This window comes from Streptomyces sp. NPDC004126 (assembly GCF_050275515.1).
In the GTDB taxonomy this organism is placed as follows: Bacteria; Actinomycetota; Actinomycetes; order Streptomycetales; family Streptomycetaceae; genus Streptomyces.
This window is the reverse complement of record NZ_JBNNPF010000004.1, coordinates 248,877-263,486: the sequence shown is the minus strand read 5'-3', so window position 1 is coordinate 263,486 and position 14,610 is coordinate 248,877. Positions and strand designations below refer to the sequence as shown.

The 14,610-nt window shown below is 71.5% G+C and carries 12 protein-coding genes and 4 tRNA genes; 6 read left to right on the top strand and 10 right to left on the bottom strand.

Features of this window, described 5'->3' with window-relative positions:
• The 5 genes from ACQKM2_RS06585 to ACQKM2_RS06565 all read right to left on the bottom strand — a co-directional run.
• Nucleotides 1–1,981 (bottom strand): DEAD/DEAH box helicase (locus ACQKM2_RS06585; RefSeq protein WP_427707175.1); only part of this gene is annotated, 1,981 nt, incomplete at its 3' end.
• A gap of 289 nt (nucleotides 1,982–2,270) precedes the next feature.
• The gene (locus ACQKM2_RS06580) at nucleotides 2,271–2,936 is read right to left on the bottom strand and encodes a hypothetical protein (protein WP_427707173.1); all 666 of its coding nucleotides are present in this window, start codon (nucleotides 2,934–2,936) and stop codon (nucleotides 2,271–2,273) included.
• Nucleotides 2,937–3,022: 86 nt separating this feature from the next.
• The gene (gene crcB, locus ACQKM2_RS06575) at nucleotides 3,023–3,397 is read right to left on the bottom strand and encodes a fluoride efflux transporter CrcB (protein ID WP_427707171.1); all 375 of its coding nucleotides are present in this window, start codon (nucleotides 3,395–3,397) and stop codon (nucleotides 3,023–3,025) included.
• On the bottom strand, nucleotides 3,394–3,873 hold the full coding sequence (locus ACQKM2_RS06570) for a FluC/FEX family fluoride channel (protein ID WP_427707170.1): 480 nt from the start codon (nucleotides 3,871–3,873) through the stop codon (nucleotides 3,394–3,396). The genes crcB and ACQKM2_RS06570 overlap by 4 nt, the downstream gene beginning before the upstream one ends.
• Entirely contained in the window at nucleotides 3,870–4,220 is a 351-nt protein-coding gene (locus ACQKM2_RS06565; RefSeq protein WP_030225620.1) for a metallopeptidase family protein, read from the bottom strand. The genes ACQKM2_RS06570 and ACQKM2_RS06565 overlap by 4 nt, the downstream gene beginning before the upstream one ends.
• Nucleotides 4,221–4,346: 126 nt before the next feature.
• On the opposite strand from ACQKM2_RS06565, the gene ACQKM2_RS06560 reads away from it, so the two are divergent.
• The 3 genes from ACQKM2_RS06560 to ACQKM2_RS06550 all read left to right on the top strand — a co-directional run bounded on the left by ACQKM2_RS06560 (nucleotide 4,347) and on the right by ACQKM2_RS06550 (nucleotide 4,627).
• Nucleotides 4,347–4,419, top strand: a tRNA-Glu gene (locus ACQKM2_RS06560).
• 38 nt (nucleotides 4,420–4,457) lie between these two features.
• A tRNA-Asp gene (locus ACQKM2_RS06555) sits at nucleotides 4,458–4,531 on the top strand.
• Nucleotides 4,532–4,553: 22 nt separating this feature from the next.
• A tRNA-Phe gene (locus ACQKM2_RS06550) sits at nucleotides 4,554–4,627 on the top strand.
• A 41-nt stretch (nucleotides 4,628–4,668) separates the two neighbouring features.
• On the opposite strand, the gene ACQKM2_RS06545 is transcribed toward ACQKM2_RS06550, so the two are convergent.
• Genes ACQKM2_RS06545 through ACQKM2_RS06535 form a run of 3 tightly spaced genes read right to left on the bottom strand, consistent with a single transcriptional unit; the run spans nucleotide 4,669 to nucleotide 6,695 of the window.
• Complete coding sequence (locus ACQKM2_RS06545) at nucleotides 4,669–5,505, bottom strand: cytochrome c biogenesis CcdA family protein (RefSeq protein WP_427707169.1); 837 nt, start codon at nucleotides 5,503–5,505, stop codon at nucleotides 4,669–4,671.
• Nucleotides 5,502–6,215, bottom strand: a complete 714-nt coding sequence (locus ACQKM2_RS06540; RefSeq protein ID WP_427707168.1) for a DsbA family protein — start codon at nucleotides 6,213–6,215, stop codon at nucleotides 5,502–5,504. The genes ACQKM2_RS06545 and ACQKM2_RS06540 overlap by 4 nt, the downstream gene beginning before the upstream one ends.
• Before the next feature lie 57 nt (nucleotides 6,216–6,272).
• A complete protein-coding gene (locus ACQKM2_RS06535; RefSeq protein ID WP_427707167.1) occupies nucleotides 6,273–6,695 on the bottom strand; it encodes a hypothetical protein in 423 nt (140 codons plus the stop codon).
• 111 nt (nucleotides 6,696–6,806) lie between these two features.
• On the opposite strand from ACQKM2_RS06535, the gene hrpA reads away from it, so the two are divergent.
• Together hrpA and ACQKM2_RS06525 are read left to right on the top strand one after the other, a co-directional pair.
• Nucleotides 6,807–10,730 (top strand): ATP-dependent RNA helicase HrpA, encoded by a 3,924-nt coding sequence (gene hrpA / locus ACQKM2_RS06530; RefSeq protein WP_427707166.1) that lies wholly within the window; start codon nucleotides 6,807–6,809, stop codon nucleotides 10,728–10,730.
• Nucleotides 10,731–10,799: 69 nt separating this feature from the next.
• A tRNA-Asp gene (locus ACQKM2_RS06525) sits at nucleotides 10,800–10,873 on the top strand.
• A gap of 634 nt (nucleotides 10,874–11,507) precedes the next feature.
• Here ACQKM2_RS06525 and bldC read toward each other — a convergent pair.
• Both bldC and ACQKM2_RS06515 read right to left on the bottom strand, forming a co-directional pair.
• Nucleotides 11,508–11,714, bottom strand: coding sequence for a developmental transcriptional regulator BldC (gene bldC, locus ACQKM2_RS06520; RefSeq protein WP_003949541.1), 207 nt, complete (start codon nucleotides 11,712–11,714; stop codon nucleotides 11,508–11,510).
• A 609-nt stretch (nucleotides 11,715–12,323) separates the two neighbouring features.
• Nucleotides 12,324–13,163, bottom strand: a complete 840-nt coding sequence (locus ACQKM2_RS06515) for a hypothetical protein (protein WP_427707165.1) — start codon at nucleotides 13,161–13,163, stop codon at nucleotides 12,324–12,326.
• A gap of 183 nt (nucleotides 13,164–13,346) precedes the next feature.
• Between ACQKM2_RS06515 and ACQKM2_RS06510 the strand changes: the two genes are divergently transcribed.
• Entirely contained in the window at nucleotides 13,347–14,456 is a 1,110-nt protein-coding gene (locus tag ACQKM2_RS06510; RefSeq protein WP_427707164.1) for a Leu/Phe/Val dehydrogenase, read from the top strand.
• The last annotated feature ends 154 nt before the right edge of the window (nucleotides 14,457–14,610 follow it).

The window sequence follows — 14,610 nt, the reverse complement described above, 5'->3', positions numbered from 1 at the left end:
GTAAGCCACCACGGTCGCCACCGCGGTCGTCACGGTTGAAACCACCCGACGGACGGTCATCGCGGCGGAAGCCACCACGGTTGTCGTCACGACGGTCGTCACGGCGGAAGCCACCCGACGGACGGTCGTCGCGGCGGAAGCCACCACGGTCGCCACCGCGGTCGTCACGGTTGAAACCACCCGACGGACGGTCATCGCGGCGGAAGCCACCACGGTTGTCGTCACGACGGTCATCGCGGCGGAAGCCACCGGAGGGACGGTCGTCGCGGCGGAACCCGCCACGGTCGCCACCGCGGTCGCCACCGCGGTTGTCGCGGCGCTCGTAGTTGCCCCGGTCGTCGCGGCGCTCGAAGGTGCGCTCCTGGGCGACGGGCTCGGCGACGGCGGCCACGGCGGCGGCGACCTCGGCCTCGGCGGCCTCGGCGACCTCGGCGACGGCGGCCTCCGGGTCCTCACCGCGCTCGCGGGCGGAGCGGGCGACGAGGCGGTCGGCCTCCTCGCGCAGCTCGGCGGCGCGACGGGTCGCGCGCTCCAGCTGCTTGGTCAGGTCGGCGACCTCGCGCTCGGCCTGCTTGGCGGCGTTGTTCGCGGAGTCGGCCTGGACCTCGGTGAGCGAGCGCGCACCGGTGATCTCGGCGACCTCCGGGTCGAACGCGCCGGCGCCCTGGACGATGTGGCGCGAGGCGTCGACGCCCGCGTCCTCCATCAGGCGGAAGATCTGGCGGCGCTGGTGCGGCAGGGCCAGGGAGACGACGACACCGGACTTGCCGGCACGGGCGGTACGGCCCGAGCGGTGCAGGTAGTCCTTGTGGTCGCCGGCCGGGTCCACGTTGAGGACCAGGTCGATGCCGTCGACGTGGATGCCGCGGGCGGCGACGTCGGTGGCGACGAGCGCGTTGACGTAGCCGTCCTTGAAGTCGGCGAGGACGCGGGTACGGGCGCCCTGCGTCATGCCGCCGTGCAGCGCGTCGGCCTTCACGCCGGCCTCGATGAGCTGCTCGGCGATGCGGTCGGCGCCCAGCTGGGTGCGGACGAAGATGATGGTGCGGCCCTTGCGGGCGGCGATGGCGGCGGTGACCGGGGCCTTGTCCTTCGGCTTCACGACGAGGACGTGGTGGGTCATGGTCGTGACGTTGCCCTGGGCGCTGTCGACCTCGTGGCTGACCGGGTTGGTCAGGTAGCGCTTGACCAGGGTGCCGATCTCGTTCTCCATGGTGGCGGAGAAGAGCATGCGCTGGCCGCCGGCCGGGACCTGGTCGAGCAGCTCGGTGACCTCGGGCAGGAAGCCCAGGTCGGCCATCTGGTCGGCCTCGTCGAGGACCGCGACCTCGACGTTCTCCAGGGAGCAGGCGCCGCGGTTGATGATGTCGCGCAGACGGCCGGGGGTGGCGACGAGGATGTCGACACCGCGCTCCAGGGCGTAGATCTGGTTGCCCATGGAGGTACCGCCGCAGACGACCTTCATCTTCAGGCCGAGGACGTCGCCGTAGGGCTGGAGGGCGTCGGCGACCTGCATGGCGAGCTCGCGCGTCGGGGTGAGGATGACGGCGCGGGGCTTCTTCTTCTCCGTGTAGCCGTCGGCCAGGCGGGCCAGGGTCGGCAGACCGAAGGAGAGGGTCTTGCCGGAGCCGGTGCGGCCGCGGCCGAGGATGTCCTTGCCGGCCAGGGCGTCCGGGATGGTCGCGGCCTGGATCGGGAACGGGGTGGTGACACCGTTCTGGCCGAGCTTGCGCACGACGCCCTCGGGCAGACCGAGGTCCGCGAAGGTGATGGTGGGCTCGGCGTCGTCGGCGTCGGCGTCGGCCGCGTCCGCCTCGGCGGTCACGTCGGCGACGTCCGCCACGTCCGCCTCGAGGGCCTCGATGATCTCGTCGCGCTCGATGGCGTCCATGGCCTCGGTGACCGCGAGGGTCTCGGCGTCGACGATCTCGGTGGAGTCGTTCTCGGGCATGACGGAACGGTCAGAACTGGAAATGGACATGCGAAATGCGAAACCTTCCGGAGTCTCGGCACGCGCCCAAACTCCGTGAATCGCAAATCGACCGCCTCAATGCGGTCAGCCACGGCTAGGGAGAGTACGCGCCACACGGCGCTCTTCGGATTCGGCGCCGGGCAATGGGATCAAACGATCTATAACCATACGCACCCTCCCGGGGGTCTGGCAAGTCGCCCCCCGGGCCACGCCCCTGACCTGCGACGATTCCCCCGGGACGGGTTACGCGAACTCCGGACGGGTGCCCCAGAACCCCGCAGAACGGGGCAGAGCACCCCTAGGCCAGGGTCGCCCCGGGACCCGCGTCGGACGACCCGCTCGGTGTGGGTTCCGTCACAGTGGGGGTGGGGTCCGGCGTGGGGGTGGTCGTCCCGCCCGAACCGGTTCCGGAGCCGCCGGAACCGGATCCCGAGCCCGAGCCCGAACCCGAACCGCCGGACCCCGAACCCGAACCGGACCCCGAAGCGGATCCCGCGCCCCCGGCGGCCGAACCCGACCCGCCGGACCCCGAGCCCGAACCGGACCCGCCCGCCGCCGACCCCGAGCCGCCGGCCCCCGTACCGCCCCCGGAGGGCACCTGGCCGCCCTGGCCGCCCGCGCCGCCGCCCGGACCGGCCGACGGGGAGGGCTGCCCGGGCTTCGCGGGCGCGCCCGGGCTGGGCGAGGCGCCGGTCGCCCCGGAGGCCTTCCCGGGCTCCCCGGGCTTGCCCGCCTGGTTCCCCGTACCGTCCTTCACGCCGTGGCCGTTGCCGTGCACCCCGGAGCCGTGGCCCCCGCCCGCCGCCCCGGCGGAGCCGCCCGTGTCCTTGCCGCCGACCGACGCGGAGGGACCCGGCTTCGCGGCGTCCTCGCCGACGCTCATGCAGCCGGCGGTCGCCGCCACCGCGAGCGCGGAGACGGCCAGTCTGAGAGACGCGGACAGGGAAGCGGTCAAAGGGCGCACGGGGGCACCTCCGGAGCACTGCGGCGGGGTCCGCGATGAGTGGGTCAATGAGCCCAACTCCCTTTACCCCGTAAGAGACACGCCCCTTACGCGAACAGCTGTCGCGCCACCTGCGAGCCGAGCGTCACCGCGCCCAGCCCCGCCAGCACGGACGCCGCGACGTTCGCCGCGGCCAGGAACCGCCGGCCGCGCTCGTACAGCCGCAGGGTCTCGTACGAGAACGTCGAGTAGGTGCTGAGCGCCCCGCACAGCCCCGTCCCCAGCAGCAGGTCCACCCGCGAGGAGCCCGCACCGGCCAGCGCCGCCCCCGCCAGCACCCCGAGCAGCAGGCACGCGGCCGCGTTGACCACGAAGGTCCCCCACGGGAAGACGGAGTCGTGCCGCGCCTGCACCGCCCGGTCGGTCAGGTACCGCAGCGGCGCCCCGACGACGGCGCCCGCCACCACCAGCAGCCAGTTCACCGGCGTCCCCGCCGGCCGAGCGCCAGCCGGGTCGCCGACGCCGCCGCCCACACCGCTCCCAGCGCGGCCGCCACCGTCAGCCCGGCGTACGCCAGCGCGGTTCCGGCCTCGCCCTGGTCCAGCAGCCGGGAGAAGTCCACGGCGTAGGTGGAGAACGTGGTGAACCCGCCCAGCACCCCCACGCCCGCGAACGGCCGCAGCAGCGGGTGCGGCGCGCTCCGGCCGCCCTCGCTGATCAGCACCATGAGTACGCCGATCAGCGCGCAGCCCGCGACGTTGGTCCAGAACGTCGCCCACGGGAAGGCCCCCGGCGCGGCCGGCCACAGCAGGGCCAGCCCGTAACGGGCCGAGGCGCCGAGCGCCCCGCCCGCGGCGACGGCCGCGAGCACCCGGCCCTGCGGTTCGGCCCGCTGGGCGGGCACGTGCAGGTCGACGTCGGGGTCGATGGCCTCCGCGCCGGGGACGGGCCGGGTCACCCGTAGCCCAGGGCGTGCAGCCGCTCGTCGTCGATCCCGAAGTGGTGGGCGATCTCGTGCACCACCGTCACCTCCGTCTCGGCGACCACGCTCTCCCGGTCCTCGCACATCCGCAACGTGGGGTTCCGGTAGATGGTGATGCGGTCCGGGAGCACACCGGCGTACCACTCGCCGCGCTCGGTGAGCGGGGTCCCCTCGTACAGCCCGAGCAGCTCGGGGTCGTCGGCCGGCGGCTCGTCCTCGACGAACACGGCGACGTTGTCCATCAGCCGCGTCAGCTCCGGCGGGATCCGGTCCAGGGCCTCTGCGACGAGCTCCTCGAACTCCTCGCGCGTCATCTCCAGCACCCGGCCATTGTCGCCCCGGTGCGGGCGCCCGCAGCCGGTGGGGGGAAACCGTTTTGGCGATAGCTCCTCGGATCCCATATGCTTCTCACGTCCCCGACGCGCTGCAAAGTGCCCGGCGGGCCTTTAGCCCTCATCGTCTAGTGGCCCAGGACGCCGCCCTTTCAAGGCGGTAGCACGGGTTCGAATCCCGTTGGGGGTACGCAACACCATGTGCAAGACTTGCTCTTGCACACACCAGGTCCTGTGGAGCAGTTGGTTAGCTCGCCACCCTGTCAAGGTGGAGGTCGCGGGTTCAAGTCCCGTCAGGATCGCTGAGGCTGGAAACAGTCTCGTGGCTGGGTAGCTCAGTTGGTACGAGCGATCGCCTGAAAAGCGATAGGTCGCCGGTTCGACCCCGGCCCCAGCCACAAAAGGAAGGCCCCGTCCATCGGACGGGGCCTTCCGCGTTCTACTCCTCCTCCCGCTCCGCCCGGGCGGAGCGCCGCCACCGCAGCAGGCCGAAGCCGAGGGCGCCCGCGCCGACGAGGCCGAGCAGCGCCCAGTCGGGGACGGCGTCCGCGAGGGAGCCGACCCACCGCTCGACGTCGTACGAGTCGTCCACGTCCAGCAGCCCGGGCAGGGCGGCCGCCCCGTCGTAGGCCAGGAACAGCGCGCCCAGGGTGATGAAGAACAGCCCGGACAGCAGCGAGGTCGTGTGCAGTTCGAAGCGGCCCGCCCGGAAGGCCCGGCCGCGCAGCCAGCGCCGCCGGCCGAGGTCGAAGCGCTCCCAGAGCAGGGCCAGCACGAACAGCGGTACGGCCATGCCGAGCGCGTACACCGCGAGCAGCAGGCCGCCGTAGACCGGGCTGCCGCTGACGGCGGCCACCGTCAGGACGCTGCCGAGGATCGGGCCCGCGCAGAAGCCGGCCAGCCCGTAGACCGCGCCGAGGGCGTACACGGACAGGGCGGTGGTGGGCCGGATCCGGCCGGACAGCTCGGTGATCCGCCTCGGGGCGAAGCCGAGGCCCAGGATCTGGGCGAGGCCGAGCGCGATGATCAGCCAGCCGCCGCCGAGGACGAGCAGGTCGCGGTTGCCGTGGAGGAACCGGCCCGCGTAGGAGCCCGCCGCGCCCATCGGTACGAGGGTGCTCGCGAGGCCCGCGTAGAAGATCCCGGTGCGCGCCAGGAGCCGCGAGCGGGAGTCGACGGAGTACGCGAAGAAGGCGGGAAGCAGCAGGGCGCTGCACGGGCTGAGCAGGGCGAGGAGGCCGCCGAGCAGGGCGGCCAGGTATCCGATGTGGGTCACTGCTTCGCCGCCGCCTTGGCCTTGGCGATGGCCGCGGTGAAGGCGTCCAGGGGCTGGGCTCCGGCGATGGGCTGTCCGTTGACGAGGAAGGAGGGGGTGGACTGGACGCCGATGCGGTAGCCCTCCTCCTGGTCGCGGCGCAGGGCGGCCGCGGCCTGCTCGCCGGCCAGGTCCGCCTTGAAGCGGTCCAGGTCGGGGACGCCGGCCTCGCGGGCCAGCTCGACGAGCCGGTCCTCGCCGAAGCCCTTGGCCTTGGCGCCCTCGGCGTACGCAGCCGCGTGGAAGGCGGTGAAGCGGTCCTGCTGCCCGGCGGCCCAGGCGGCCTTGGCGGCGGCCTCGGACTCGGCGCCGAAGATCGGGAAGTTGCGCCACTCGATGCGCAGGGTGCCGTCCTCGACGTACCGCTTCACCAGTTCGGGTTCGGTGTCGCGGGCGAACTTGCCGCAGTAGCCGCACTTGAAGTCGGAGTACTCGATGAGGACGACGGGCGCGTCGGCGCGGCCGACGGCGAGCTTGTCGCCGGGCTCGCGGCGGGCCAGCGCCTTGAGCTCGGCGGCGGGGTCGGTGCGGGGGGTGGCGGTCGCGGCGGCGGGGTCGCGGCGCGGCTCCTCCTGGGGGGCGGTGGCCTGCCAGGACACCAGCCCGAGGGCGACGGTGGCGACGGCGACCCCGGCGGAGATCAGCAGGGGCTTGCGGGACGAGCGGGACATGGGTGTGCTCCTGGACTGCGTGGCTGCGTGGGGTGAAAGGGGGGACGGCGGTCCCCCCTACACCCGCATCACGGACAGCTCCACCGGCTTCGGCGCCCGCTGGTCGGGCCCGCGTACGTGCACCCGTGCGCGGGACGGGGCGTGCGGGCGGACCTGCCCGGGCGCGTACCGCCCGGCCGCGAGCTGCGCGTGCTCCTGGCCCCCGCTCCGGGGCAGCACCCCGGCGCCCTGGCCCTGCCCGTGCCCTCCGGGATCGCACGAGGGTCCCCGCTCCCCGCCGGATGCCGCCACCCCCAGGCCCGGCCCCGGACCCCGGTCGGCGGTCGGCCGTGCCGCCCCGGCCGGGGCGGCCACCGCCGCCGGATCCGGACCCCGGTCCACGGGACCCCGTACCGGCCCGGCCAGGGCAAGGGCGAGGCCCAGGAGCAGCACCAGCCCGGCGGCAGCCCGGCGGGTCCACGGGCTGGGACGGAAGGACAAGGGTGGGCGGCCTCTCACTGGCACAACTGGGGGACTCGTCCCGAAATGGTACGGGGAGGGGCACAAATGCGTTCGCCACCCGCCCGGCCCAGGTGAGATCCTCGATCAGGTATGTCTACTTCCTTCGCCGCCCTGCAGACGCTTCTCGGTGAGATCTCCCTCCGTGACGCGCACCGCCTCGGCCGCCGCCTAGAGGGCGCCCGCCGCATCCGCAAGCCCGAGGCCAGGCAGGCCGTGCTCGACGAGATCGCCGCGGAGGCCGAGAAGGCCGCCGCGCGACTGGCCGGCCGCGCCTCGCGCATGCCGGAGGTCACGTATCCCGAGAACCTGCCCGTCAGCCAGAAGAAGGACGAGATCGCCGAGGCGATACGCGACCACCAGGTCGTGATCGTCGCGGGTGAGACCGGCTCCGGCAAGACCACGCAGATCCCCAAGATCTGCATGGAGCTGGGGCGCGGCGTCCGGGGCATGATCGGGCACACCCAGCCCCGGCGGATCGCCGCCCGCACGGTCGCGGAGCGCATCGCGGAGGAGCTGAGGTCCGAGATCGGGCAGACGGTCGGCTGGAAGGTCCGCTTCACCGACCAGGTGGACCAGGACGCCACCTTCGTGAAGCTGATGACGGACGGCATCCTGCTCGCCGAGATCCAGACGGACCGCGAGCTGCGCGCCTACGACACGATCATCATCGACGAGGCGCACGAGCGGTCGCTGAACATCGACTTCCTGCTCGGCTACCTGGCCACGCTGCTGCCGAAGCGCCCCGACCTGAAGGTGGTCATCACCTCGGCGACCATCGACCCGGAGCGCTTCTCCCGGCACTTCGGGGACGCTCCGATCGTCGAGGTCAGCGGGCGGACGTACCCGGTCGAGGTGCGGTACCGGCCGCTGCTGGAGGAGGACTCCGAGGAGAGCGACCGCGACCAGATCACCGCGATCTGCGACGCCGTCGACGAGCTCCAGGGCGAGGGCCCGGGCGACATCCTGGTCTTCCTCTCCGGTGAGCGGGAGATCCGCGACACCGCCGACGCGCTGGTCAAGAAGAAGCTCCGCTTCACCGAGGTGCTCCCGCTGTACGCGCGGCTGTCGCACGCCGAGCAGCACCGGGTGTTCCAGCCGCACACCGGCCGCAGGATCGTCCTCGCGACGAACGTCGCCGAGACCTCCCTGACCGTCCCCGGCATCAAGTACGTGATCGACCCGGGTACGGCCCGCATCTCCCGCTACAGCCACCGCACGAAGGTGCAGCGGCTGCCGATCGAGCGGATCAGCCAGGCCAGCGCCAACCAGCGCAAGGGCCGCTGCGGCCGTACCAGTGACGGCATCTGCGTCCGGCTGTACTCCGAGGACGACTTCAACGGCCGTCCGGAGTTCACGGACGCCGAGATCCTGCGGACGAACCTGGCGTCCGTCATCCTGCAGATGACCGCGGCCGGGCTGGGCGAGATCGAGAAGTTCCCGTTCATCGACCCGCCGGACCACCGCAACATCCGCGACGGCGTGCAGCTGCTCCAGGAGCTGGGCGCGCTGGACCCGGCCGAGAAGGACCACCGCAAGCGGCTCACGCCGATGGGCCGCCAGCTCTCGCAGCTGCCGGTGGACCCGCGGCTGGCCCGCATGGTCGTGGAGGCGGACAAGAACAACTGCGTCCGCGAGGTCATGGTCATCGCGGCGGCCCTGTCCATCCAGGACCCGCGCGAGCGGCCGTCGGACAAGCAGACGCAGGCGGACCAGAACCACGCCCGGTTCAAGGACGAGACGAGCGACTTCCTCTCGTACCTGAACATGTGGCGGTACGTCCGCGAGCAGCAGAAGGAGCGCGGCTCGTCCTCGTTCCGCCGGATGTGCAAGCAGGAGTACCTGAACTTCCTGCGGATCCGGGAGTGGCAGGACATCTACGCCCAGCTGCGTTCGGTGGCGCGGACGATGGGGATCCACGTCAACGAGGCGGACGGCGCCGAGACCAACATCCACATCTCGCTGCTGGCCGGCCTGCTGTCGCACATCGGTCTGAAGGACACCGACAAGAACGAGTACCTGGGCGCGCGGTCGGCGAAGTTCGCGGTGTTCCCGGGGTCGGCGCTGTTCAAGAAGCAGCCGAAGTTCCTGATGTCGGCGGAACTGGTGGAGACCTCGCGGCTGTGGGCGCGGGTGAACGCCAAGGTCGAGCCCGAGTGGGTGGAGCCGCTCGCCCAGCACCTGATCAAGCGCACGTACAGCGAGCCGCACTGGGAGAAGGACCAGGCGGCCGTCATGGCGTACGAGAAGGTCACGCTGTACGGCGTGCCGATCGTCGCCCAGCGGAAGATCAACTACGGCCGGATCGACCCGGAGGTGTCGCGGGAGCTGTTCATCCGCAACGCGCTGGTCGAGGGCGACTGGCGGACCCACCACAAGTTCTACGCCGACAACCGCAGGCTGCTGACCGAGGTCGAGGAGCTGGAGAACCGGGCGCGGCGCCGCGACATCGTCGTGGACGACGAGACCCTGTTCGACTTCTACGACCAGCGGATCCCGGAGCACGTGGTCTCGGGGGCGCACTTCGACTCCTGGTGGAAGCACAAGAAGCGCGAGGAGCCCGAACTCCTCGACTTCGAGCGCGAGATGCTGCTGACGGAGAAGGCGGCCGGGGTCACCAAGGCCGACTATCCGGACTCCTGGCGGCAGGGGCAGCTGAAGTTCCGGGTGACGTACCAGTTCGAGCCGGGCGCGGACGCGGACGGCGTGACCGTGCACGTTCCCCTCCAGGTGCTGAACCAGGTCACGGACGAGGGCTTCGACTGGCAGATCCCGGGCCTGCGGGAGGAGGTCGTCACGGAGCTGATCCGTTCGCTGCCGAAGCCGATCCGCAGGCACTACGTGCCGGCGCCGAACTACGCGACGCGCTTCCTGGCGACGGCGCACCCGATGCAGGAGCCGCTTCCGGTGACGCTGGCGCGCGAGCTGCACCGGATGGTGGGCGTGCCGGTGTCGGCGGAGGACTTCGACCTCGGCCGGATCCCGGACCACCTGAAGATCACGTTCCGGATCGTCGACGAGCGGCGCCGCAACCTCGCCGAGGACAAGGACCTGGAGGCGCTGCGGCTGAAGCTGAAGCCGAAGGCCCGCCAGGCCCTCTCCAAGGCCGCGGCGGCCACCGCCGAACGGGCGGGCGGGGAGTCCCTGGAGCGCACCGGGCTGACGGACTGGACGATCGGCACGCTGGAGAAGGTCTTCGAGACCCGGCGGGCCGGCCAGCCGGTGAAGGCGTACCCGGCGCTGGTGGACGACGGGGCCAGCGTCTCCGTACGGCTCTTCGACACGGAGGCCGAGCAGCAGCGGGCGATGTGGCTCGGCACTCGGCGCCTGATCCTGCTGAACATCCCGGTGAACCCGGCGAAGTTCGCCTCGGACAAGCTGTCCAACCAGCAGAAGCTGGCGCTGTCGCGCAATCCGCACGGCTCCATCCAGGCGCTGTTCGACGACTGCGCGACGGCGGCCGCCGACAGGCTGATCGCCGACCACGGCGGTCCCGCCTGGGACGAGGCCGGCTTCCGCCGGCTGTACGACAGGGTGCGGGCCGACCTGGTGGACACGACGGTGCGGACGGTCGGACAGGTGCAGCAGGTCCTGGCGGCCTGGCAGGCCTGCGAGCGGCGTCTGAAGGCCACGAACAGCCTGGCCCTGATGGCGAACGTCGCGGACGTGAAGGCGCAGTTGGCAGCGCTGATGCCGGCCGGATTCGTGACCCTGACCGGGCTGAAGCGGCTGCCGGACCTGATGCGCTACCTGGTGGCGGCCGACCGGCGGCTCCAGCAGATGCCGACGGGCGCCCAGCGCGACACCACGCGCATGGAGAAGGTCCACGAGATGCGGGACGAGTACCTGTGGCTGCTGGAGCAGCTGCCGAAGGGCCGGCCGGTCCCGGAGGCGGTCACGGAGATCCGCTGGATGATCGAGGAACTCCGGGTCAGCTACTTCGCGCACGCCCTCGGGACGGCGTATCCGATCTCCGACAAGCGGATCGTGAAGGCGGTGGACGCGGCGGCGCCGTGATCCGGTTCGACTGCACCCCCTGACCTGCTGTACAGTCTGATTCGCAGCCGCCCAGTGGCCGCAAATCGAGGACCTGTGGAGCAGTTGGTTAGCTCGCCACCCTGTCAAGGTGGAGGTCGCGGGTTCAAGTCCCGTCAGGTTCGCAGAAACGTCAGGGCCCGCATCCCTCAAGGGATGCGGGCCCTGACGCGTATCCGGGTACCGGGCCGTGCGCGCGTCGCCGGCGGGTCCGGCCGGACCTGCGCGCCGTGATCCGCCGATGCGCGCGGCGCCCCTGTGGGGCCCCTGGGGGCCCCTGCGCCCCCTCGCCGCCCCCCGGGGCCGCCGGCGCGGCCCGGAGGCCTTGCAGGGGCCCCTGAGCGGGCCGGGGGACACATCGCCCGGAGGGGAGAAATCCCCCATACGCATGAGGCGCTCTGTACCGGACTTCCCTTTACGGGGGGCATTGCCGGATGTACAAGAGTTATCAGCTGTGACGGGAGTCACCGCATGAGTTTTTGAGATGCGCACGCTTATCGGACTCATACGCGCGCTCGATTTAATATGTGCAATGGCACCCACCCCGCCGGCGCCCGGGGACGACGGGATCCAGGACCCCTCCCGGAGCCGCCCAGGGGATGCCCCCGGACATAAAAAGATCGCGCTGGACCCGGCGGAGTCCAGCGCGATCGAACGGCAGTGAGCCTGTTGGGGCAGGCCCAGCCGATGAAGCCATGTGGGTTTCATCGGATTGGGGGATCCGACACGTACCCGTTAATGCGGTGTTGCTGCGGGACCTCAGGCCTCGCTGCGCTGCTGCGGAATTCCCGCGAGCAGGGCGCGAACCTCGGCCTCGCGGTAACGGCGGTGTCCACCCAGGGTGCGGATGGACGTGAGCTTGCCAGCCTTGGCCCAGCGGGTGACCGTCTTCGGGTCCACGCGGAACATGGTGGCGACCTCAGCCGGGGTCAGCAGCGGCTCGGCATCAGGGGTGCGAGCGGTCATGAGCGGCCTCCTCGGGAGAACCGAACCATCTCGGTTCTTTCCTCTAAATTCTGCACCTTGGCCCGCGTTGCCCGAAATGGACATACGCAGGCCGAGTCGGTTATAGGACGAACGGCTTGTCCTCGGCACTACAACTACACCATCCGTCCAGCCTCGACGGCCAAACCGATGGAATTGCCCTCCGAGGTGTTCATCAGCGGCGGAAGCCGATGGACCGCCCCATAACGGACAGTCACCCCACTGTGACGATCAGTCACAGAGCGATCAGGAGTCGTCAGACCCCCCATAGAGTGCAATACCGAGCATTCCGCCCAAAGTTGGGTGGAAGGAACCCTCCCCGGACTCCTTGTCCTATTTTGGCACGAGGGTAGGGGAAGGGCGCAAGGGTGTGGATAGTGCGTTCCGTCACGCTTGGGCCAATGGCCCGTATCGGGACGTAGGTCCTGGAACTAAGACCCTAATGCGGTGATCGAACCCCTGATCTGCGGATTGCGACTGATCGGCCGATGACAACCGATACGGGCGATACGCGAGGGGTCCGAACGGGTACCGAACGGGATTCGTACATGATCCCCACCGGCTCCCGGTTCCGAAAGGCCCAAAGCCCCTCTAGTTCGCAAAGAGCCTCTCCCGGACCGCCCGCCACCGCACCGAGAGCTCCCCGTACACCTGCGCGGCGCCCTCCTGGTCGCCCGCCCGCAGGGCCGCGAGCCCCTCCGCCAGGTCACGGGCCGACCGGTCCCCCGCCAGGCCGTCAGCCGGCAGTGCGTGCAACAGCCCCCCGTAGTCCAGTTCGACCATCGAGCGCGGGTGGAACTCCTCCAGCCAGCTCCCGACCTCCACCAGCCCGTCCGCCAGCGGCCCGTAGCCCCGGCCCTCCTCCGCCCGCAGCGTCCGCAGCGCCCGCGCGAGCCGCCGCCGGGCCTGCACCATCGACGTCCGGTAGCGCAGCCGTTCGCCCGGCAGGTACTCCCGCTCCTCGTCCCCCACCAGCACGAACCAGCGCAGCGGGACCTGCCAGACCCCGGTCCGGATCCACGGCCGCCCGTCCGGGTTCCGCTCGCGCCAGGCCTCGTACGCCTCGGCGGCCCGGCGCCGCTGCGCCGGCGGCAGCGCCGCGTCCAGCACCGGCCGCGGGAATTCGGCGACCAGCTCCTGCAGCGCCAGCCAGCCGCGCAGCCGGGTCCGCCAGGGGCACACCAGCAGCACCCCGTCCCGCTCCGCCGTGAAGGCGTCCCCGCTCTCGTGCACCGGCACCCCGACCACGGGGACCCGTACCAAATCGGAGAGCGAGCGCCGCAGTTCGTCCTGGGCCGTCGGGGCGGTCCCGCGCCGGGCGTACGCGGCCCAGTGCGTGCGCTCGGGCTCCGCGAAGGCCGTCAGGGGCTCGTACACGCGCAGGTAGGAGGCGTACGGGACGGCCGGCGCGGGCCGTGGGGATTCGCTCACGCACCGGTCCTCCCCTTTTTGGCGCTCCGGCTCACCTCCGGGGCCGGGTAACCCGGGAGTGTTCCGATCCCCGGACAGGGGGTACCCCCGCGCGCCGCAGGTCTTACTCTGCTCCCAGTGCGCCCTCCCCCACCCGCAGGGCGGGCGTCTTTCCGCCGCATCTCTTCCATGGGAGTCACCACCGTGACCGAAATGACCGACGGCGTCCTGCACACCCTGTTCCGTTCGGAGCAGGGCGGCCACGAGCAAGTCGTGCTGTGCCAGGACCGAGCCACGGGCCTCAAGGCCGTCATCGCCATCCACTCCACCGCCCTGGGCCCCGCCCTCGGCGGCACGCGCTTCCACGCGTACGCCTCGGACGAGGAAGCCGTCCGCGACGCGCTGAACCTCTCGCGCGGCATGTCCTACAAGAACGCCCTCGCCGGTCTCGACCTCGGCGGCGGCAAGGCCGTGATCATCGGCGACCCCTCCACGCTCAAGAGCGAGGAACTCCTGCTGGCCTACGGCCGGTTCGTGGAGTCGCTCGGCGGCCGCTACGTCACCGCCTGCGACGTCGGCACGTACGTCGCGGACATGGACGTCGTCGCCCGCGAGACCCGCTGGGCCACCGGCCGCTCCCCCGAGAACGGCGGCGCCGGCGACTCCTCCGTGCTGACCGCCTACGGCGTCTTCCAGGGCATGCGCGCCAGCGCCCAGCACCTGTGGGGCGACCCGACGCTGCGCGGCCGCAAGGTCGGTGTCGCGGGTGTCGGCAAGGTCGGCCGCCACCTGGTGGAGCACCTGCTGGAGGACGGCGCCGAGGTCGTGATCACGGACGTCCGCGAGGAGTCGGTCCGCGAGATCCTCGACAAGCACCCCGGCGGGAAGGTCAGCGCCGTCGCCGACACCGAGGCCCTGATCCGCGTGGAGGGCCTGGACATCTACGCCCCCTGCGCGCTCGGCGGCGCCCTGAACGACCACTCCGTGCCGGTCCTGACCGCCACGGTCGTCTGCGGCGCGGCGAACAACCAGCTCGCGCACCCCGGCGTGGAGAAGGACCTCGCGGACCGCGGGATCCTCTACGCCCCCGACTACGTGGTCAACGCGGGCGGGGTCATCCAGGTCGCCGACGAGCTGCACGGCTTCGACTTCGACCGGTGCAAGGCGAAGGCCTCGAAGATCTTCGACACCACGCTGGCCATATTCGCACGTGCGAAGACCGATGGCATCCCGCCTGCCGCCGCGGCCGACCGGATCGCCGAGCAGCGGATGTCCGAAGCCCTCGCGGAGCGCGCCGCGGCACGCAAGGCGTAGCCCCTCCGGGACCCGCCGGAGCGCGGCGAGACGGAACTCACTGCGCTTCGGCGGGTCGGCGGCCAGGAAAGCGTTAAAATCGCAGCTGACCAGCGAGTACGGGGTGTCCCGCTGGTTCTGTGGAGAGGCACGTCATGCGGGCGGCGTACCGTAT